The sequence below is a fragment of the Mycetocola saprophilus genome (assembly GCF_000718085.1).
Classification (GTDB): domain Bacteria; phylum Actinomycetota; class Actinomycetes; order Actinomycetales; family Microbacteriaceae; genus Mycetocola; species Mycetocola saprophilus.
Genome location: NZ_JOEC01000007.1, coordinates 1 through 19,945 on the forward strand (window position 1 = coordinate 1; position 19,945 = coordinate 19,945).

16 protein-coding genes are annotated in these 19,945 nt (G+C 67.7%); 4 read left to right on the plus strand and 12 right to left on the minus strand.

The window, feature by feature from the left end:
- Window positions 1-261: 261 nt before the first annotated feature.
- A complete protein-coding gene (locus IE92_RS17575; protein ID WP_081864208.1) occupies window positions 262-891 on the plus strand; it encodes a GNAT family N-acetyltransferase in 630 nt (209 codons plus the stop codon).
- Between the two features lie 117 nt (window positions 892-1,008).
- Here the strand turns inward: IE92_RS17575 and IE92_RS0115845 are convergent, their stop codons facing one another.
- The 7 genes from IE92_RS0115845 to IE92_RS0115875 all read right to left on the minus strand — a co-directional run bounded on the left by IE92_RS0115845 (window position 1,009) and on the right by IE92_RS0115875 (window position 7,803).
- Window positions 1,009-1,491 (minus strand): glutathione peroxidase, encoded by a 483-nt coding sequence (locus IE92_RS0115845; RefSeq protein ID WP_030149472.1) that lies wholly within the window; start codon window positions 1,489-1,491, stop codon window positions 1,009-1,011.
- A gap of 133 nt (window positions 1,492-1,624) precedes the next feature.
- Window positions 1,625-2,086 carry a DUF3817 domain-containing protein gene (locus IE92_RS0115850; RefSeq protein WP_030149473.1) on the minus strand — a complete coding sequence of 154 codons (462 nt, stop codon included), beginning with the start codon at window positions 2,084-2,086 and terminating at the stop codon, window positions 1,625-1,627.
- A gap of 799 nt (window positions 2,087-2,885) precedes the next feature.
- The gene (locus IE92_RS0115855) at window positions 2,886-3,782 is read right to left on the minus strand and encodes a DsbA family protein (protein ID WP_051702064.1); all 897 of its coding nucleotides are present in this window, start codon (window positions 3,780-3,782) and stop codon (window positions 2,886-2,888) included.
- 93 nt (window positions 3,783-3,875) lie between these two features.
- Window positions 3,876-4,619: an HAD hydrolase-like protein gene (locus IE92_RS0115860; RefSeq protein WP_051702065.1), complete on the minus strand. Its 744-nt coding sequence runs from the start codon at window positions 4,617-4,619 to the stop codon at window positions 3,876-3,878.
- Window positions 4,620-4,663: 44 nt separating this feature from the next.
- Window positions 4,664-5,356, minus strand: a complete 693-nt coding sequence (gene nucS, locus IE92_RS0115865; RefSeq protein WP_030149476.1) for an endonuclease NucS — start codon at window positions 5,354-5,356, stop codon at window positions 4,664-4,666.
- Between the two features lie 74 nt (window positions 5,357-5,430).
- Window positions 5,431-6,408: a DUF2804 family protein gene (locus IE92_RS17580; protein WP_030149477.1), complete on the minus strand. Its 978-nt coding sequence runs from the start codon at window positions 6,406-6,408 to the stop codon at window positions 5,431-5,433.
- Window positions 6,409-6,480: 72 nt separating this feature from the next.
- Window positions 6,481-7,803, minus strand: a complete 1,323-nt coding sequence (locus tag IE92_RS0115875) for an MFS transporter (protein ID WP_342666433.1) — start codon at window positions 7,801-7,803, stop codon at window positions 6,481-6,483.
- 71 nt (window positions 7,804-7,874) lie between these two features.
- Between IE92_RS0115875 and IE92_RS0115880 the strand changes: the two genes are divergently transcribed.
- Window positions 7,875-8,936, plus strand: a complete 1,062-nt coding sequence (locus IE92_RS0115880; RefSeq protein ID WP_030149479.1) for a LacI family DNA-binding transcriptional regulator — start codon at window positions 7,875-7,877, stop codon at window positions 8,934-8,936.
- A gap of 63 nt (window positions 8,937-8,999) precedes the next feature.
- On the opposite strand, the gene IE92_RS0115885 is transcribed toward IE92_RS0115880, so the two are convergent.
- Window positions 9,000-10,322 (minus strand): MATE family efflux transporter, encoded by a 1,323-nt coding sequence (locus tag IE92_RS0115885; RefSeq protein ID WP_030149480.1) that lies wholly within the window; start codon window positions 10,320-10,322, stop codon window positions 9,000-9,002.
- Window positions 10,323-10,412: 90 nt separating this feature from the next.
- On the opposite strand from IE92_RS0115885, the gene IE92_RS0115890 reads away from it, so the two are divergent.
- On the plus strand, window positions 10,413-12,389 hold the full coding sequence (locus tag IE92_RS0115890) for a M13 family metallopeptidase (protein ID WP_030149481.1): 1,977 nt from the start codon (window positions 10,413-10,415) through the stop codon (window positions 12,387-12,389).
- 5 nt (window positions 12,390-12,394) lie between these two features.
- Complete coding sequence (locus IE92_RS17585; RefSeq protein WP_156027639.1) at window positions 12,395-13,363, plus strand: serine hydrolase; 969 nt, start codon at window positions 12,395-12,397, stop codon at window positions 13,361-13,363.
- Window positions 13,364-13,425: 62 nt separating this feature from the next.
- Here the strand turns inward: IE92_RS17585 and IE92_RS0115900 are convergent, their stop codons facing one another.
- The 4 genes from IE92_RS0115900 to IE92_RS0115915 form a co-directional block, all read right to left on the minus strand.
- Window positions 13,426-16,269, minus strand: coding sequence for a SirB1 family protein (locus tag IE92_RS0115900; RefSeq protein WP_030149483.1), 2,844 nt, complete (start codon window positions 16,267-16,269; stop codon window positions 13,426-13,428).
- Between the two features lie 64 nt (window positions 16,270-16,333).
- The gene (locus IE92_RS0115905; protein WP_043322409.1) at window positions 16,334-18,214 is read right to left on the minus strand and encodes an HSP90 family protein; all 1,881 of its coding nucleotides are present in this window, start codon (window positions 18,212-18,214) and stop codon (window positions 16,334-16,336) included.
- 62 nt (window positions 18,215-18,276) lie between these two features.
- Complete coding sequence (locus tag IE92_RS18805; RefSeq protein ID WP_051702068.1) at window positions 18,277-19,080, minus strand: esterase/lipase family protein; 804 nt, start codon at window positions 19,078-19,080, stop codon at window positions 18,277-18,279.
- Window positions 19,077-19,919 (minus strand): alpha/beta fold hydrolase, encoded by an 843-nt coding sequence (locus IE92_RS0115915; protein ID WP_051702069.1) that lies wholly within the window; start codon window positions 19,917-19,919, stop codon window positions 19,077-19,079. The genes IE92_RS18805 and IE92_RS0115915 overlap by 4 nt, the downstream gene beginning before the upstream one ends.
- Window positions 19,920-19,945: the final 26 nt, after the last annotated feature.

Genomic DNA, 19,945 nt, shown 5'->3' on the forward strand with positions numbered 1-19,945 from the left:
GCCGGACTTCTTTACAACACATGTGTGTGTTGCAGGTTGAGAGCCCTGACCGTTTACGGTCGGGGCTTTCCTTGTTTAACAGCACTGGTGCTGGTGCTGAGGCTGGTGTTGCTGGTTGTGGTGCTGGTGCTGGTGCTGGTTGTGGTGTGTGGTTGTTGTTGTGGGTCTTGCCTGGAGGGCGGGGCCTTTTCGTGTTTAACCCGGGTGAGTGGTTGGGCTGTAGGGTGTGCCGGCGTCGGTAGTGTGCGTTAGCGTGCTTGGATGAGGGAATCGCATGTCACCCGCCTTACGCGGCGTCTGGAGCTGAGCCCGTTGAGTCATCGCGATGTCGACGACCTGTTTCGGATCTATGGTGACCCGGCGACCTGGGTCCACCTGCCAGAGGGGCGTTATATACGCCGTGAGCAGGCCGTCAGGCAGGTTGAGCGGGCCCAGGATGGACATCGAGAGCAGGGCCTGGGGATGTGGGCGCTGCGGGTCGCTCGGGGCGCGGGGACCGCAGACCTTCCGGCCGGCACATTCATCGGTAGTGGTGGTGCGCAGTTTTTGGCCGAGGGCGGCGTCCTGAACCTGGGGTATCGGTTGAGTCCGGTGGCATGGGGCCGGGGGTTTGCGACCGAGGTCGCGACGGCGGCACTGCAGGCGGCCGCCGAGGTCGTGCCGGAGATTCCCGTGACGGCACGCGTTCTGACCAATAATCCCGCATCGGTGACGGTCCTGGAGAAGGTTGGGCTCGGTCTTATCTGGGAGGGCATGGGAGGCCTCGGCGGCGAGGCTCCCGCGGCCGCAGAGGCCAACGTTCCGGGTGAGGGGCGAACGCCGCTGCGCCGCATCTACTCGGATCGAGCACTCACCCCCTCGGCATTCAGCTGGCTCATCGCCAACGCATAGACCCACGGTCCGTCGCGGCACGTCATTTTCAGTGCAAAGCCATTTTCGGTGCAGAGCCATTTTCAGTGCAGAGAAAACCCGGACGGCCTTACGGCCGCCCGGGGAGGAATAAGCGTCTTAGCGGGGCAGGTTAGCCTCGATCAGGGAGACCAGAGCCGGGTCGTCGGGCTCGGTCTTGGTGCGGAAGCGGTGCTTCTCGCCATTGGGGAGAATGAGGAACTTCTCGAAGTTCCACAGCACCGGACCGGCGAGGCCCACGGTGTCCTTGGCATCGATGATGTCGCGGTACAGCGGGTGGCGGTTGCGTCCGTTGACCTTGGCCTTTTCAAAGACCGGGAAGGTCACGCCCCAGGTGACGCGGCAGTACTCGGCGATCTCCTCGTCGCTGCCGCCCTCCTGGAGGAACTGGTTGGAGGGGAAGCCCAGGACGGTGAAGCCGCGCTCGGCGTACTTCTGCTGCAGGGCTTCGAGTGCCTCGTACTGCGGCGTGAAGCCACACTTGCTGGCGAGGTTCACAACCAGGAGGACGTTGCCCTCATAGTCGGAGAGGTGCTCGGTAGTTCCGTCATTGCGGAGGAGCTCAATTGTGCCATCGGTCATGTCATCAGGATACGCTGGTGTATCCAAACGCGCTACGTGCGTCGCTGAACATTTGATGTGGGTTATTGCCAGGCCTCGCACGCAGACCCGTGTGGCACTGTCCGGACGTCGAGGGGCGTCTCGGGGGCGGTGATTATCCCTTGGGGATCGGCGGTCCCAGAATGAGCAGGATGGTGGCTACAATCGCCACGGCAACCACCGCGAGGGCCAGGAAAAGCACGGGGTGGCGTACCAGCCACATCACCAGGCGAGACAGCACGGAGCGGTCACGCGGGTCCGCTCCGGGCTCGGTACGCCACACCCCACCCAGGTGTCCACCGCGCTCCAGGGCGCGCTCAAACGGGATCGTCGCATAGGGCACCACCGCGGACACAACGCCGAGGGCAACGCGGCCCAGCGACCAGTGCTGGTTGATACCGATCAGGATCGAGGCCAGGGCAAAGCTCAGGAATACGACGCCGTGGATACCGCCGGCGATCGTGGTGACAATGGGGTTTGCATCCAACCCGTATTTGAGGATCAGGGAGGCGATCAGCAGTGTCCAGGTGACCGTCTCGGCAATCGCGACGGTGCGGTACAGGGTGCGGGGAGTCATATGGCCTCTTCGGGTCGAATGTGCCTTTAATCCTATTCGACAGCGTGTCTGATAGGGACATTGTCGAACAGCTCGGGTCATGGAATTATCAATTTGGCTGCCAGTTTCGTCAGTCATCTGCGCATATGTTTAGGTGTATATTTGAGCCTGGATTGGGCAGCTGCAGGCTGCCTGAGCTATTCGAAGATCAAAGATGACCAGCTTTATATTTTGGGGGAAAGCATGAATAACGTTAAGACGAGCAACCGGACAGTTCGTCGTCGTCTCGGTTCAATTGGACTTGCTTTGGGGCTGGCAATTGGCGCTATCGCGGGCACAAACGTGCTTGCGCCGCAGGCTGCTTCGGCAGCACCTTCCTGCGGAAAGCCAAGCTACGATAACCTTTCTGGAATTGCATCGGTGACCTGTAAGGGGAACGGCGAGGTTCGACTCGCGGTTACCTGTAACGGAGCCTTCGGCGGAACCTGGACGAAAAAGGGTTCCTGGACGAGAACTCCGATTACCGCAGTTTTCAAGACTGACACCTGCATTTTCGCAAACGGGTGGTCCGTGAAGGCAGAAACTCGATAACGAAGGCTAGTCCGCTTGACTATTGTTCGATCCGTCGAGGAGCAATGATAGTCTTGGCCATTTAGTTCAGCGCTGGGTCAGAGAAATTTGACCCAGCGCTGAACTGTTGGCAGCTTGTTCGCGATGCGAATTCGTGCGGGCCGTACCACCCGAAACGGAGAATCGGGCGAGGGCGACAACGCAGAGGCGCCGGTGTGGATTAACCACACCGGCGCCTCGGCGAATCGGACTACTTTTTGTTCTGAGCCTGAACCTGCTCGACGAACTTGAAGAAGTCCTGGGTGTTGCCCCAGCCGACGTTCTGAGTCGGCGTGTACTGCTTGCCGTCAACCAGGATGGTCGGCGTACCGGTGACCTGGGGGACGTCGGTGTTGGGCAGCGGGCCGGCCTTTGCCTGGTCGGTGATCGAGGTAACAAAGTTCTTGTAGTCACCATCGTTGATGCACGACTCGATCTTGTTGCTCTTCACACCGGCGTCACGAATCACCTGTGCAATTTCAGCATTCTTGAGGCCCGGCTGTCCCTCCTCGGGCTGCTTGGCGTAGAGGGCCGCGCTGGCGTCCAGGAAGCCGTTGGGCTCGTAGTTTGCCACGCAGGCCATGGCCGCGGCGGACCGAGTGGAGTACTGGGTTCCGGCGGATACCCGGTCCAGGATGCTAATCGGAATGATCTGCAGATCGACGGTGCCGGCGCTGACCATGTCCTTCAGGCCGTCCAGGTTGGCGGTCTCGAACTGGTTACACAGCGGGCACAGGTAGTCGACATACATCACGACGTTGGTCTTGGCGGAGTCCTGCTTGACGCCCACGGGCTTGTCGCCGGCCTTGAGGGCGGGGGTGGTCTTCGCCTCGATCTTGCCGGCGGCACCGGTGAAGCTGATGCCACCGCTCTGCATGTTCGCGGGGCCCGGGCGGTTGTTCTGCGCGGTGGTGTTAACCACGATGGCGACCACGAGTGCAATCACTGCAAGAGAGCCCACAACCACACCGATCTGGGTGATGATGCGGTTACGCTTTTTGCGCTTCAGCTCTTCTTCCCGACGCAGACGTGCGACCTCGCGCATGTGTTCGCGGCGGTCCTTCTTGCTCATCTTGTCGGGGTCATTGCCCGAATCACTGGATGCCATGTGTTTTCCCAATCGGTGTCACGAATCCTCGCGGCGCGCGAAGTTGTCCCTTAGATCGTACCCGTACGCTTTACGCCGAAACTGTTATCTTCCTTAAAGCGTTGCCTGGGTGTCCGGATTCCGGTACTCGGCAATGAGGCGATCGGCCAGGACCTCGGCGGAGTCGAAGACCTCGAGCGCGCCCTCCTCCTCGCCGGGAACCGCATAACCCCAGCTCACCAGGTAGGTGGGGATCCCGTTGGCACGGGCACCATCGATGTCATGGTGGCGATCACCCACCATGATCGGAGCCTCGGTATCGACGCCCCGGGCGCGCAGGCGCACCAGTGCCTCGGCGACCACGTCGGCCTTGGCGCTGCGGGTCTCGTCCTCGCTGGCCCCGCACAAAACGGTCAGGGTGTCACGCAGACCGAAGTGGTCAAGGATGCGCTCGGCCTGAGACTCGGGCTTGGAGGTGGCCAGCGCGAGCGGGATCCCCGCCGCGTTGAGGCGGCGCAGGAACTCGGGGATGCCCGGGTAGACGCTGGTGAGCTGCGAGGCATCCTCCTGCCCGGCGAGGCTGCGGTAGCGCTCGAGGGCGGCCCAGGAGTCGGCCTCGTTGAGCCCGGCGAAATCACGGAAGGAGTCCAGCAGCGGCGGCCCCACCCAGCGCATCATCTCCGACTCCGGCTGAGCCGGCAGGCCCAGCGAGGCGAGGGTGCGGCCCAGGCGTTCGATGATGCCGGGGGCCGAATCGATCAGGGTGCCGTCCAGATCAAGCAGCACGCAGGTCCAGGCCTGGGTGGTGGGACGTTCACTGGTCGCGGGCACGGTGGTGGGGATGGTGGGAATCGACATAATTCCCCATCATACGGAGCGGGGCCTAGGCCCCGCTGAAATTCTTAGAACAGGCGTGAGCCATCGTCCAGGCCGCGCATCTCGTCATAGTCGAGAATGACGCAGCGAATGCCGCGGTCCTCGGCGAGGGTGCGTGCCTGGGGCTTGATTTCCTGGGCCGCAAAAACGCCCTGTACCGGACGCAGCGCGGGGTCGCGGTTCATCAGCTCGAGGTAGCGGGTCAGCTGCTCGACGCCGTCGATCTCGCCTCGACGCTTAATCTCCACGGCTACGGCGCCGCCGTTGGCATCCCGGGCAAGGATGTCGATCGGTCCGATCGCGGTCATGTATTCGCGGCGCACCAGGGTGTGTCCGGGACCCAGGACATCGATCTGCTCGGCCATGAGCTTCTGCAGCTCGGACTCCACGGCGATCTTCTGCAGACCCGGATCCTGGCCGAGTTCATGCGCGCTATCGTGCTGGATCTCATAGATCGAGACCTCCAGCTGGTCGCCGGTCTTGGCGTGGGTGACCTTCCACAGTTCCGTTACACCCTCCTCGGCGCGCTCGGGAGAGGGCTCCTGCACCTGCATCGTGCAGGGCGGGCTCATCCAGTTCAGCGGCTTATAGCTGCCGCCGTCGCTGTGGATGAGGAGGCTGCCGTCGGCCTTGAGCATCAAGACCCGGGTAGCCAGGGGGAGGTGGGCGGCCAACCGGCCGACATAGTCCACGGAACACTTCGCAATAACCAAACGCACCCAGTGAGTGTATCGTCCGCGCCCGGGAACGCCCAGCCCATCCCGTGCGCGTGGCCGCAGAAAACTGCCGGTATCTACCGTGTGGTGGTGGGGGCGTCGGGGAGCGAGAGCCAGCCGGTCAAGCCGGACACGGTGAATCGCGCACCGGGTTCCTGCTCGATCCAACCGGCAAACAGGCCCACATTCGCACGGCGCTCGCCCCGGGCATCGGCGGGCGCATCGCTCAGCGGGGTGAAGCACAGCTCGAAGCCGGGGCCGCGGAGGCGGATCCTGCCGTCCTCGAGACGCTCCGACTGGGCGGTGGAGGCATCATAGGCGAGCACCCCGTCCACCAGGAAGCCGCTTCCGGCACCCAGCCGGATGCCCAGCCGGTGAACGCTGGAATCCGAGGCGAGGATACCGATGCCGGTGGCCTCGGCCCGCACCTCCTCGAGGTCGCGACGGTGGCAGCCGTGGCTGTAATTGTGCACGGCCCAGGTGGATTCCGGTGCCAGGGCCTCCCAACGCCCATCGATTGCCAGGCGGCCGGAGACCGGGCGAGCAAGGTCGCTCAGGACATAGTCAAACGAGCGATTGTCATGGGACACCACGGTGCCCAGGCTCTGCTGGATCAGCGGCCGTCCCACCCGCAGGTCGAGCTGCACTCGGCCGCCGTACACCCGCAGGCGGGTGCCGCCGGGGACCTCGTCGATGCTGATGTCCAGGTCCAGTGAGTGCACCCGGATGGGTCCGGTCTCCGGGCCCTGCGGCAGCGAGCCCATCGCGTCCCGAGGCCTGGTCGGTGCAATCTCAATGTGCGCGCGGGTGGCGCGATCCAGCACCCACAGCCGCTGCTGGACCCCGCGCTGATCCCGGCCGGTGGCGATCATCAGAATGTGGGTCGGAGTGCTGACCAGCCAGTGATCCCGACGCCGATCCTGTCCGGTCTCCCGGCCTGCCGCCTGATGCAGGGGCGCGCGCGAAAACCCGATCGCGTCGGGATTGACGATCCCCGAGGCCAGGCGCAGCGGCACCGGCTTCGTGATCTCACGGGTGAGGACTCCAAGGCTCATTGGTGCAGAATAGCGACTTTCCGCGTCCAAAAACACCATCCCCAAGGTTGATTCTTGGGGAATTGTGGATGTCTAGGCTACGGGCTTCTCCGCGTATCCCACGGGTCGTGCGGCGGGGGCCGCGAGCAGCGCGATCACCACCAGGCCGAGGATCGGCAGGAGCGCGTGCAGCAGGCCCACGTGCTCGCCCAGCAGACCGATGGCCGGGGGACCGGCGAGGAAGGCGACATAACCCATCATTGCCACCGCGCTCACCCGCTGCGCGGACTGGGTCGGGTGCTCCGCGGCGGCGGACATGCCCACCGGGAAGCCCAGCGCACAGCCGGCCCCCCAGGCGGCGGCGCCCACCAGGGCCAGCGGGAACGCCGGGGCGAAGATAAACAGGGCGAGACCCAGGACCGCGAGGCTCGCGGAGAGACGGATGGCCGCGACCCGGCCGAAGCGGTCGATGAAGGGGCCGCCGACAAAACGGGTCAGCATCAGCGCAGCCACAAAGACGCCGTAGACCAGCGCGCCGGTGCCCGGGGACTGCTCGTAGCCGTCCACAACCGCCTGGGCGATCCAGTCGCCGGCGCTACCTTCGGCGAGGCTCATGCCCAGCATGATCAGGCCGATCAGCAGCAGGCGGCGATCCTTCCAGACCGACGCGTTTGCCCGCAGGCGCTCGCCGACGGGCACGCGCTCATGGGTCTGACGCTCGATCGGACGCTGCGGGATCCAGCGCACCACGATAATCGCGGCGGCCGAAACCAGGACCGCCACGATGGTGAGGTGGACCGAGAGCGGCACGTGGTTAAACGCCGCGGCCGAACCGATCAGGGCACCGAGGACCGTGCCCACGCTGAAGAACGCGTGCATCATCGGCATCACGGTTTTGCCCAGTTCGACCTCGGCCAGGGCACCGTCGAGGTTCATCATGACGTCCACCACGCCGTTGCCGAAGCCCAGGATCGCCAGGCCCACGATGACCACCGGCAGAGCGATCGTCGATCCGAAGCCCATGATCAGCAGCCCGACCATGCTGATCAGCAGCGCGGTGCGGATGCCGGCGCGGGTACCCAGGCGCTCACGGATCGCATTCGAGGAGGCCAAGCCGAGGATCGAACCCGCGGACATCCCGAACAGCACCAGGCCGAGGGTTCCATTGCTGATGTCGAGGGTCTCGCGCAGCGCGGGGATGCGGCTGGCCATGCTGGCCACGCTCAACCCGCTCAGCAGAAAGACGATAAACAGGGCGTTGCGCCAGGCGCGCAGGGCGGCGGGGGAGGCGGCAATGGAGGTAGCGGTCATGCTCACGGTTTCAAACGGGGCGCCTGCGGCGCGAAGTGGGGGTAGGTGTGGGCGTTCGGGGAGGATGACGCCCCGTGTCGAATCGATTCGATTCGGATTGAACATCGCCTAAGCTATCCGATGGAAGTGATCCCGGTCAACCGGCCGGGACAACGCCGTCGAAAACGGAGCGGGCGATGACTGATCGGAATGCCGGACGAGTAACCCTCGCCGAGGTGGCCGAGCTGGCCGGGGTTTCGGCCTCCACCGCGTCGCTGGCCTTCAGCGGCCGGGGGCCGGTATCGGACCAGACCCGGGAGCGGGTCATGAGCGCCGCCGCCGAACTCAACTATGCCGGGCCCGATCCGCGGGGGCAGTCGCTGCGACTGGGCACCAGCGGAATCGTCGGGGTGCTGATCGCCGACCGCATCGGAGTCTCCTTCCGGGACCCGGTGCTGATCCAGACCCTCGACGGCCTGGCCGATGAAATTTCTAAGATCGGGGCCTCGCTGCTGCTGATCCCCGAGCTCGACCGCGGAACCGCGGCCGTGGCCAACGCCCCGATCGACGCGCTGGTGCTGCTGTGTGTGGGCACCGAGGCCGGGGAGATCGCCCGGGTGCTCGGCGGACGCGGCGTCCCGACCGTGCAGATCGAGGGACCCGAAAACAACGCGATCACCAGCGTGAACCTGGACAACTATGGCGGGGGCAGGGCCGCCGCCGAGCACCTGGCCGCGCTCGGTCATGAGCGCGTGGCCACGGTCACCCTCGGGGTCGACCGGCAGCGAGTGGTGGCCCCCCTGAGTCCCGAACGCGAGGCCGTGGGAACCGTCGAGACCACGCTCGAACGCCTCCGGGGCGCCCGGGCGGTCTACCCCAATATCACCGGGGTGATCGCCGGGAGTAGCCGGGTCGAGGCGGGCCGGCTGGCCACCCTGCGCCTGCTGGATGTGCCCGCCGCCGAGCGGCCCACCGCGGTGATCGCGCAGAGTGACCTGATCGCCGTGGGCGTGATCGCCGCCGCCGAGGAACTGGGACTGCGCGTGCCCGAGGACCTCAGCGTGGTGGGATTTGACGGGATCCGCGTCGACGGGTTTGAACGTCGTCTGACCACCGTGTGGCAGCCCGCACATGCCAAGGGGCAGGCGGCCGGGCGCGCGGTGCTGGCGATGCTGGAGGGGCAGGGCGTCCCCTCGGCTGACTTCGAGGTGTCGTTCGTCGCGGGGGATACCACGGGACCGGTGCCCACCACCCGCTGATCGGGCGAACGACGCGACCGAGCTCTCGGCGGGCTGGTAAATTCCGGCACCGGCGGCCGCGCGCTAGGCCGGCGTGATGCCCGTGCGCATCCAGGCGGTACCGCGGGCACGCAGCCCCAGGGTGACCGCGCGGGCGGCGATGTAGCCCAGCGCAAACGCGCCGGTGAGCCAGGCGAGGCCGCCGGAACCGTCGGGCCCGATCAGCCCGACGATCCACAGGATGATCATGAACGCGGCCAGGTTCACCAACCCGGTGAGCGCCAGATAGCGAGCATCACCGGCACCGATTAGCACCCCGTCCAGGACAAAGACGATGCCGGCCAGCGGGGCACCGATCGCCAGGATGATCAGGCTCGGGGTGATCAGCGTGGCCAGGTCGGCATCCGAGGTGAACACCCGGCCCAGAACCCCCGATCCGAGCGCCAGCGGAACCCCGAGCACCACTCCCGCGCCGATTCCCCACTGCAGGCAGCGCTTGAGGACCAGCCGCACGAACCCGGTGTCCGCGGCCCCCAGTCCCTTCCCCACCAGGGCCTGGGCGGCGATGGCCAGGGCGTCCAGGGCGAAGGCGAGCGTGCTAAACACCGTCATCGTGATCTGGAACCCGGCGAGCTCGGGATCCCCGAGCCCCGCGGCGGTCCCGATCGCCAGCAGCATGGCCGCGCGCAGACTCGCCGTGCGCAGGAGCAGCCATCCTCCCGCCCGCGCGGAGTCACGCACCCCGACCCGGGAGGGACGAATGCGGGCGTGCACCCGGCGCGCATGGCGGGCGATGACCAGCAGATAGGCCACCACCATGAGCCACTGGGCGATCACCGTGCCCAGGGCGGAACCGCCGATGCCGAGGCCCGCGGGGTAGATCAGAAGGTAGTTGAGGCCGGCGTTCAGCGCGAAGCCGATGCCGGCAACCCAGAGCGGGGTCATGGTGTCCTGGAGCCCACGGAGCAGGCCCGTGGCCGCAAACACCAGGAGCATCGCCGGGACCCCGGCCATCGAAATCGAGAGATAGTGAATGGCCGCGGCGCTCGCCCCTTCAGGGGCCCCAAACAGGCCGATCAGCCAGGGGGAGGCCAGCGCCCCGAGCGCGCCCAGCACGATGCCGAGTCCGAGCGCCAGCCACAGCCCGTCGATCCCGACCGAGACGGCCCCGCGTGGATCCCCCGCGCCGAGCCTCCGCGCCACCGCCGGGGTGGTCGCATAGGCGAGAAACACCATGAGTCCGATGATCGTCTGCAGGACCGCCGCCGCAAGTCCCAGCCCGGCCAGCTCGGACACCCCCAGGTGACCCACCAGGGCGGTGTCGGTCAGCAGAAAGAGGGGCTCGGCGATCAGCGCCCCCAGGGCGGGAATCGCGAGGTGCAGGATCGAACGGTTGAGTGAGGCCACCCACCCACGGTACGGGATAATTTGATTTCGGTTGGGGACTTAGATGACGGATCCGAACACCTCCGGGCCGGTCTGGTTTACCCTGGAGAGATGACGTCTCCCAACTCGACCTCCGGCATCGCCCTCGATGACCTCAACCCGGACATTCGTCCGCAGGACGACCTCTACCGCCACACCAATGGACGCTGGCTAGAGCGCACCGAAATCCCCGCGGACAAGTCCCGCTGGGGTTCGTTCTCGATTCTCGCGGAGGAGGCCGAGGAGGCCGTTCGCCAGATCATCGAGGAATCCCGTGACGCCGAAGCCGGCACCACCGCCCGCAAGATTGGTGACCTCTACACCAGCTATCTGGCCGAGGATCGCATTAACGAGCTGGGAGCCACCCCGCTGGCGGGCGAGCTTGCCCAGGTGGATGCGGTCACCTCGATCACCGAGTTTGCGCGCGTGGCCGGTTCCCTGGACCGCGCCGGCGTGGGCGGGTTCCTGGGACTCTGGGTGGATAACGACCCGGGTAACCCCGAGCGCTACCTGGTCATGGTGCAGCAGTCGGGTATCTCACTGCCGGATGAGAGCTACTTCCGTGAGGAGCGCTTTGCGCCGATCCGCGAGGCCTACCGTGCCCACATCGAGAAGCTGCTGGCGCTCGCCGGACTGGACCAGGCCGACGCCCGCGCCCGGCGCGTGTTCGACCTGGAAACCCGCATCGCCGCGGTGCACTGGGACAATGTGGCTGCCCGCGACAGCCAGGCACAGTACAACCTCAAGACCTGGGACGAGTTTGCCGAGCTGTTCAGCCAGCACGGCGATGCCGCCCTGCTGAGCACCTGGGCCCAGAGCCTGGGTGCCCCCGCCGGTGCGCTGGATGAGGTTGTGGTGCGTCAGCCCAGCTTCGTTGAGGGCATCGCTGCGCTGCTGACCGAGGAGAACCTGGAGAGCTGGACCGACTGGCTGCGCTGGAAGATCGTTCACGGTGCCGCCGCCTACCTCTCCGACGCCTTCGTCGAGGAGAACTTCGACTTCTACGGCCGCACCCTCTCGGGTGTTCCCGAGATTCGCGAGCGCTGGAAGCGTGGCGTCTCCCTGGTGGAGGGCCTGCTGGGAGAGGCCGTGGGTGAGCAGTACGTGGCCCGCCACTTCCAGGCCGAGTCCAAGACCCAGATGGATGTGCTGGTGAGCCACCTCGAGGCCGCCTACCGCGACTCCATCACCGACCTGGAATGGATGAGCCCGGAGACCCGTGAGCGGGCGCTGGACAAGCTGTCCAAGTTCACTCCGAAGATCGGGTTCCCCGACCGCTGGCGCGACTACTCGGCCCTGGTGGTGAGCGCCGACAGCCTCATCGCCAACGTGCGTGCGGGGGCGGAGTTTGAGTTCAACCGGGAGCTGGCGAAGATCGGCAAGCCGATCGACCGCGACGAGTGGTTCATGACCCCGCAGACCATCAACGCGTACTACAACCCCGGATTCAACGAGATCGTGTTCCCGGCGGCGATCCTGCAGTTCCCCTTCTTCGACGCCGCCCGCGATGCTGCCGCCAACTACGGCGCGATCGGCGCGGTCATCGGCCACGAGATCGGGCACGGCTTCGACGACCAGGGCTCGCGCTATGACGGCGACGGCAAGCTCACCGACTGGTGGACAGAGGCCGACCGGGCGGCCTTCGAGCAGCGCACCGCGTCGCTGATCGAGCAGTACAACGCTCTGGCACCGCGTCAGGTTCCCGACCACCACGTCAACGGAGCGCTCACCATCGGTGAGAACATCGGCGACCTGGGTGGGCTGGCCATCGCCTGGAAGGCCTACCTGCTCTCGCTCGAGGGCACCGAGCCCGCGGTGATCGACGGCCTCACCGGCGCCCAGCGCTTCTTCCTCTCCTGGGCTCAGGCCTGGGCCCAGCTCGCCCGGGACGAGGAGGCGATCCGCCTGCTGGCGACCGACCCGCACTCGCCCAACGAGTTCCGGTGCAACCAGATTGTCCGCAACATCGACGCGTTCTACACCGCGTTTGACGTGAGCGAAGGCGACGAGCTCTGGCTCGCGCCCGAGCAGCGCGTCACCATCTGGTGAGCCGGGTGGCACATCGGCACGGCGGGCCGCGGGAGGGGACTGAGGTTCCCACCCGCGGTCGGCGTGCCGCGAGTGCGCCCGGAGAGGCCGGTGCCGCGGTGAGTCCGGGCACCCGGCAGGCGGAAGCCGGCGCTCGCACCCGGGGCGGCGCACGCGGCGGCGGGTTTGGCCGATCGATGCGTGCCTTTGAGCAGATGGCTCGCGAGGACATGCGGGTTTCGGTCCGGGTCAGCAACCTGGAAACCGGGGCACCGCTGCTGCGGGTGGACGACTATGTGGTCTCGCAGATCGGTTCCCTGGGCCGGATCCTGCTCCTGATCGAGGCCGCCGATCGCTGCGAACGCGGGGAAAACCCGCAGATTGTGCGCGAGAGCGCGGACCTGGCCGACGGCCCGGGAATCTGGCAGCACCTCGAACGCGACACCCTCTCGCTCGCGGATGCGGCGGCCCTGCTGGCCGGAAGCGGCGACCACACGGCCGGAAACGCGCTGCTGCGGGCGTTCGGCCTGGACAGCATCGCCACCCGTGCCGAATCCCTGCACCTGCGCAACACGGTGCTGCGCGACGGTCTCAGCCGGCGCGCCGACAGCGGAACCCGGGCGGCGGTATCCCGTTCGACGATGACCGAGCTGAGCGAGTTGATCTGGCGACTGGAGCGCGGCGAAATCGTCAACCCCGACGTCTCGGCCCGCGTGCTGCGCTGGCTGGGAAGCGGAAGCTACCCCGGCTCGGTGGTGGGCGCGCTGGGCGTGGATCCGGGCCTGCGCGGCGGCGTGCGCTTTGGGATCGGCGGCTATGCGCTGGCCTCGCGTGAGCTGGGCCTGCGCGCCGAGACGGGTGTGGTTCGTGGCCCGTCGGCGAGCGTATGTTTTGCGATCAAGGTGTCGTTCCGGGAAACCGATGCAACCTCGGGTTTTGCCGTGCAGCAGGGGCTGCGTGAGCTGGGCCTGGAGCTGCTCGACTTTGTGAGCTAGTCACTCCGACACACAACGGCGGCCCCGCGGACTGATCCGCGGGGCCGCCGTTTTCCGTGCTGCTACTGCCCGGGTGCCTGTTCGGCGCGGGCGCGGGCGGCAGCGGCCTCGGGGTGTCGGCCCATCTGCTCCAGCAGGGCGCCGAGTTCGAGGTTGAGCCCCACAAAGGCGGGGGAGCCCACGGGCAGGCGATCGATCGAGGCACCGTACATCGGCACGGCCTCCTCCGCGCGTTCGGCCTGAGCCAGCACGCGGGCCACGAACAGTTCGCTCATGGCCGCGTTGCCCTCATCGCCGCAGTCGGCGTAGGCGTCGGCGGCGGTCAGGGCCGCGGGGATGGCCTCGTCGATGCGGCCGAGCGAACCCAGTGCGCGGGCACGGGAGTCAGTCACATCGGCGATCAACCAGTCGGCGCCGCGTTCCTGGGCGAAGGCCAGCACGGCGTCGAGGTCCTCGAGGCCCGCGGCATCGCCGTGAGTCGCACGGGTCTGGCCGAGACGGTGGCGGGCGGCGGCGATCAGGTCGGCATCCTCCACCTTCTCCGCGTGGGCGAGGGCGCGTTCGAGGATCTCGATGGCCTCGGGGTCGTTGAAGCCGTTGCACAGCTGCCCCAGCAGGATCCCGGCGCGGGCGGCCAGCTCGAAGGCTTCGCCCTCCGAGGCCAGCTCGATTGCCCGCGAGAAGGCTCCGTAGGCCAGGCCGTTCTCCTCGGCACCCTGCGCCGCCTGGGCGAGCCAGAAGAGGGTCTCGGCGCGGGCGGCCGGGGGCGCCTCGGCAGCCTCCTCGGCGCGGTAGGCCTCATCCAGGTTCTCGGTGGCCGATTCGAAGGCCCCGGCGTTCAGCTGGTAGCGGCCCAGCAGAAAGCGCAGCCCGATCAGCTGCTCGGACTCGGCGCGCTGGGCCAGGTCGATCGCATACTCGATGCGGGCGGCGGCCTCGCCGGGACGCTCGTCATCGTTGAGCAGGTTGGCGGCCAGCTGGGCGGCCTGGATCGTGTTCTCGCGGTTGGTCCCGCGGGCGGTCCGGGCCAGCAGCTCATCGGCCAGCGGGATCCCCGCGCGCGGGGTCCCGAGCATGCCGTGGACCTGCGCGCGCAGACGCAGGGCCTGCATGCGCACGTGCGGGGCACCCTCGGTGGCCAGCAGGGCGTCGAGGTGGGCCGCGGCACCGGGGGCGTCCTCGGTGTAGAGCAGGGTGAACGCGGCCAGGGTACGCGCGGATTCCAGCAGGCGCGCGGGCCCGTCCTCGGTCAGCGCGAGGGCTTCGAGCGCGAGCGGCTGGGCCTCGGCGGGACGCTGGTCGCGCATGCGCAGGTCGGCGATCACAAACAGCAGGTCCGCGATCACCTCGATCGGCGCGCCGGCCACGCGGGCGCGCTCGAGCTCGGCGAGCAGGGCCTGCTCGTCGTCGGGGGTTGCGGTGGAGAACATCAGCAGCCCGAAGCGCTCCTCCAGGTCCGCCTGCTCGGGGTGGCCACTCGCACGCAGCACCGAGATACGCTCGGTCAGCGCCTGCCGGGCACCCTCGAGCTGCTCGGCGGCGATCAGGGTCTGGATGACGCAGCTGTAGAGGCGCACGCGGGCCTCGGCATCGCCGTCCTCGACGGCCAGGCCCTTGTCCACGGCGGCCAGCACGGCGGCCTGGTCGGATTCAAACATCGCGGTCTGCGCGCGGAACAGCCAGTCGGCGGCGCTCGTGGGCTCGGCCCGGGTGTCCTGCTCCAGCTCGGCCGGCGGAGTGAAACGCTCGCCGGCGATGGGCAGGTCGTAGTGCTCGGTGGCCAGCTGACGGGCGCGGTCGATCCGGCCGGTGAAGTCATCATTGCCGTTGCGGGCGTTGAACTCCCCGGCCAGCTCCTCGGCTCCGGCCCACAGGGCGGCGGCCAGGGAGGCGGCGGTGGGGTTCTCGCCCAGGTCGGCGCCCAGGAGGGCTGCCAGGTCGGGGTTCTGGGCGCCGCGGATCGGGGTATCGCCGGCACCGGCGCGGGTGACCGCGTCCAGGAAGACGGCGATCGAGACGCGGGAGGAGAAGATCAGCGCGCGGTTCAGCGGATCCACGGTCAGATCCCGCAGCAGACGCTCGAGGATCGACAGCCCGCGGGACTCGTTGCCGGTGACCGCGCAGAAGACCAGATGGTCGGCGATCATCGCCAGGCCGTCGGGGGAGTGGCGGGCGACCCGGTAGCTGCGCAGGTGCACCGCGCGCGCCTCATCCAGTCGGCCCGCGCGCAGCAGGGTGAGCAGCGAGTTGGCCTCGACCGACTCGGGCTCCTCGCCACAGGTCAGCCCCTGCTCCATGATCTCGTCGAACAGGGCCAGCGCTCTGTCCTCCTGCCCGATCCGGCGGAAGTAGGCGGCGTCCTCGGCGCGCACACAGGCCTCACAGTGGCTGTAGTCATCGCGCGGGATCAGCTCACGCTCGTCGCGGTAGCGCCCGGCGGCCACAAAATTTCCGGTGTCCATCGCGGTCGAGAAGCGGCTCTGCAGCACCCCCGACTGGCTGGCACCCGCGCGGCGGTAGCGCTCGGACATGTCGGCGTGGATCGCGTCGAGCTGGCTCAGCGGGAATGCGGGGTTGGAGGCCACCCGGCCGGCCATCCACTTGTACTGGAACAGCAGGTCGTTGCCGCCGCCGGCCTCGCTGGGGAAGCGCACCGGGTCCTGATCAAACTTACCCACGCACCAGCCGAAGGAGGCGAGCATCGCGTCGGTGTCGCCGGTCATGTGGGCGGAGGAAGTCAGGCGCATGCGGGCCTGATAGGCGCGCTCCTCGTCCCCGGCTTCATCGGCCAGGGCGACCGCCTGATCGATCAGCGCACGCTCCTGCGGCCCGATCGGGGTGATGTCGATTTCGGCGAGCAGCTGATCGATGTGCTCGGCGGTTGAACCATTATGCGGGGTGCTCATGGGGTCTCCTTACCCGGTGCGCCGCCCACTCGGGGTCCGCGGGCGGCGTGTGGTGTTGGTGTACTTAGTCGGTGGGGTTGTGGTCGCCGAGGCCGATGCTCAACTGCACCAGGTCGGTGAGGGCGCCGGTCATCAGCGAGCGGTCGGTGGTGGTGAGCGGTCGGTGTCCGGCGAGCATCGCCTGGGCATAGAGCAGCTCGATCGAGCGGCGGAATACCAGCGGATCATCCAGCTCGGCCAGGCGGCGCACCAGCGGGCTGGACCAGTTCAGGCACAGCCGGGCGCGCACGTCCCGCTCGCCCTCGGCGGAGTTTTTGCCGGTGAGCAGGCGGTCGTTGGTCGAGATGACCTGGGACCACAGGCCCGGGGCGATGTCGGCGGCCTTGGTGCGCTCGATCCGGCGCAGCACCGCCTGATCGGCCACGTAGAGCGCGGGCAGATCGGCGGGCTGGAAGGAGCGGATCGAGACCCGGGTCTGTACGGTGGTGAGCGCCTCCTCGGCGCGCGCCTCGACCGCGGCGGTCAGCTGACGCTCGTGCAGCGGCGGGGCCTCGAGGCTGTCTAGCTCATCGGAGACCTCGACCCGGGTGACGCTCTGTCCGGTGAGGGCGGGGATCTGACGCAGCAGGGCCGCGTCATACACGTACCCGCCGTTGACCACCGGGGACTCGGGATTGGCGATCGCCGCGACCTGGCGGAACTCATCCACGGTGTCGGTGTAGCGAAGCTCGCCGAAGCGCTCCAGGTGCTCGCCGATCGTGGTGTCACCGGCGGAGGTTTCGATCTTCAGCCACGGCAGCATCAGCGCCGCCAGCTCGTCGTCGTGGACGGCCATCGACTTGAGCGCGAGCTGGTGTACCGAGACCAGCCCGGCCAGGACGTGGGGCGCGGTGGCGGCCTGCAGCATGATCCAGCGGCGCAGCGCGCTGCCGATCTCGGTGCGGGTGTACTCCAGCGCCTCGTTGTTCACGAAGCTCTCGCGGGAGGCGGTCGGGGACAGGCCGTCGGTGTTGATCACGCAGCGCACAAAGAATGCCCAGTCCGGGAGCAGGTCTTCGACCCGCTCATCCAGGAGCATGCGTCCCAGATACACCCGGCTGGCCTGGCGGGCGCTGGGCGGCGGCGCATACGGCAACACATAGGCGATGCCGCGGGTCTCGGTTCCGGGGACCACGATCTCGATGCTGGCCAGCGGGCGGGCCCCGAGCAGCTCGGTTCCCAGCGCGAGCTGGGCCTCCTCGTGGGCGGATCCCGCGGCCACCGGCTCCAGGAACGGCGCCGGAATCGTGACCGACTCCCAGGAGCGATCGGCCTGCTCAAGCTGCACGTCCACCGGGAGGTAGCGTCCGAAACGCTCGGTGAGCTCGCGCACCCGGGCGGGGGAGAGCAGGGTCGCGTCATCGGGTCGCGGGCGCAGCGAGATCTCGGTGCCCACCGGCAGTCCGGCGGCCTCCGCCTCGCTCAGCTCGCGCACGCTGAAGGTGCCGTTGGAGTGACCGCGCCACTCGATCGGTGCCTCGCCGTGAGCGGAGCGCGAGCGCACCACGATCTCATCGGAGACCATAAAGCAGGAGAGCAGTCCCACCCCGAACTGACCCAGGAAGTCCTCCCGGCGCAGGTTCAGAACCTCGTCCCGCTTGGAGCTGCGGCCCACGGTGGAGAGCAGCTCGGCGGCCTGGGTCGCGGTGAGCCCCACCCCGTTATCGGTGAAGCGGAAGACCGGATCGGCGTCGGTGACCGGGCTGATCCGCAGCAGTCCCGCCGGGGCACCGGGGAGCTTTTGCCGGGCGGTGACCGCGTCCCGTCCGTTCTGCAGCAGCTCGCGCAGGTATACCTGCGGGCTGGAATAGATGTGTCGGCTGAGCAGATCCACGACGCCGCGGAGGTCAACCTGGAACGGACGAGCGCTCGCCGGGGTGCTGGTTTCGGGGGTATCGAGAGACAAAATGCTCCTTGTGTGAGGCGGGGCCGGTCGCGCGCCGGGCGCTGGGTGCTGCACGCTGAAAACTAGGGGGCCTGTTCCAGGGTAGGGGAAGCCGCGCCGAGTCGGGCTGGGAGTGTCGGTGATTTCGCCTCTAGCGTGAGCGCCCCCTCGTCCGTCCCGCTCAGTTCGGACGGTGGCTCGGTGCCGCGCAGCATCTCCACGGCGTCCAGTACCAGCGGGGCGGTTTCGGGTGCCCGCAGGATGCGGAAGTGCCCCGAGGTCCCGGCGCGCACGTTGTGGGCGCCTGGAAGTTCGCTGCCCTCGCTCACGTGCGGGTCCCAGGGCCCGAAGATCGAGACGATCGAGGCGTTGACCTCGGCCTGACGACCGAGCCCCACGATGGTCGAGTTGGTGGGCAAAAACGCGCGCAGGCTGGGGTCGAGGATATAGCGGGCATAGCGGGAGCCAGCAAACGGGGTGGCGATCGCCACGATGCCCAGGATTCGCAGGTCCGGGCCGTCGGTCACCATGAGCTGTTTGCCGATCAGCCCACCCTTGGAATGGGCCACGATGATCCGCCCGGCCCGCGGTGCCGGGGCGCGGCGCAGGGCTCGGGCCAGGCGTCCGGCGGTATCGATGATGGGCAGCAGGTTGTAGCCCAGGCCGCGCACGATCGAGATGCGATAGCCCGAGCGATGCAGCAGCTCGGCGATTGGTTCCAGGAAGGCCCAGGTCTCGTAGACCCCGGGCAGGAGCAGGATGATCGGCTTATCGGCGTCCCCGTGACGGTAGCGGCGGGGGAAGCGCTGAAAGGGTGCGCGCAGATGCAGCCCGAGCATCAGTCCGGTGTCGCGCACCAGGACGGCGAACCGGCCGAGGACGTTCATCGTTCGGTGTGCCCGGTCCGGCGTTCCGTGGTGGTCGCGGCGGCGGGCAGCCCCAGATGGGTGCGGATCGCCTGCGCCACCGCCGGGTAACCGCTGATCATGGTTTCATGTCCGCGGCCCGGGATGGTGACCGAGTGGGCATCGGGAATCAGGCGCGTCACCTCGTCCACCCAGGGGGTTGGGCACAGGGCATCGCGCTCGCCGTGGACCACGAGCGTGTGCGCCCGGATGCGGGGCAGGGTCTTCTCCACCTCGTGGGTGAGCATTGTGGCCAGCTTCTTGATGTACCAGCGCGGCCCGGCCGCCAGGTAGTAGCGAATACCAAAGTAGAGGGTGCGGGGTTGCGGGGACATCATGTCCTGCATCATGCGCAGGGCCTGACGCCAGACGGTCCGCTCGGAGACATTGATCGTGGGGGCGAGCAGGATCAGCTCCGGGAACAGGTCCGGCGCGGCCGCGGCCGCCTCGACGGCCACCTGGGTGCCCATCGAGTGCCCGATCAGGATCACGTCCCGCAGACCCTCGGAGCGCACAAAGTCCGCCACAAACGCGCCGCTATCGGGCATATCCAGCGGCTCATCCGGCTCGGGGGACTCCCCGAATCCGGGCAGGTCCAGCGCATAGATCGGACCGATCTCGCTGAGCTCCGACGCGAGCCCCTCCCAGTAGGCGTGCCCCATCCCGATCCCGTGCAGCAGCACAATCGGGGTTCCGGTGCGCGGTCCCGAGCGGAAGTTGACGATTTCGCGCCCGTCGCGCTCGAAGCGCACCGGCACCGCCTCATTGAAGGCGATGGCGGAGACCCCTGCGCCGGCGCGTCCACGTTCCTGCTGTGTCAATTCGGCCCCCTGGGTGCATCCGTTCC

What these genes read in the sequence shown, in the direction of transcription:
- IE92_RS17575 (WP_081864208.1), top strand. Translation starts at nt 262, where the DNA reads ATGAGGGAATCGCATGTCACCCGCCTTACGCGGCGTCTGGAGCTGAGC.
- IE92_RS0115845 (WP_030149472.1), bottom strand. Translation starts at nt 1,491, where the DNA reads ATGACCGATGGCACAATTGAGCTCCTCCGCAATGACGGAACTACCGAG.
- IE92_RS0115850 (WP_030149473.1), bottom strand. Translation starts at nt 2,086, where the DNA reads ATGACTCCCCGCACCCTGTACCGCACCGTCGCGATTGCCGAGACGGTC.
- IE92_RS0115855 (WP_051702064.1), bottom strand. Translation starts at nt 3,782, where the DNA reads ATGGCATCCAGTGATTCGGGCAATGACCCCGACAAGATGAGCAAGAAG.
- IE92_RS0115860 (WP_051702065.1), bottom strand. Translation starts at nt 4,619, where the DNA reads ATGTCGATTCCCACCATCCCCACCACCGTGCCCGCGACCAGTGAACGT.
- IE92_RS17580 (WP_030149477.1), bottom strand. Translation starts at nt 6,408, where the DNA reads ATGAGCCTTGGAGTCCTCACCCGTGAGATCACGAAGCCGGTGCCGCTG.
- IE92_RS0115875 (WP_342666433.1), bottom strand. Translation starts at nt 7,803, where the DNA reads ATGTTCAATCCGAATCGAATCGATTCGACACGGGGCGTCATCCTCCCC.
- IE92_RS0115880 (WP_030149479.1), top strand. Translation starts at nt 7,875, where the DNA reads ATGACTGATCGGAATGCCGGACGAGTAACCCTCGCCGAGGTGGCCGAG.
- IE92_RS0115890 (WP_030149481.1), top strand. Translation starts at nt 10,413, where the DNA reads ATGACGTCTCCCAACTCGACCTCCGGCATCGCCCTCGATGACCTCAAC.
- IE92_RS0115900 (WP_030149483.1), bottom strand. Translation starts at nt 16,269, where the DNA reads ATGAGCACCCCGCATAATGGTTCAACCGCCGAGCACATCGATCAGCTG.
- IE92_RS18805 (WP_051702068.1), bottom strand. Translation starts at nt 19,080, where the DNA reads ATGAACGTCCTCGGCCGGTTCGCCGTCCTGGTGCGCGACACCGGACTG.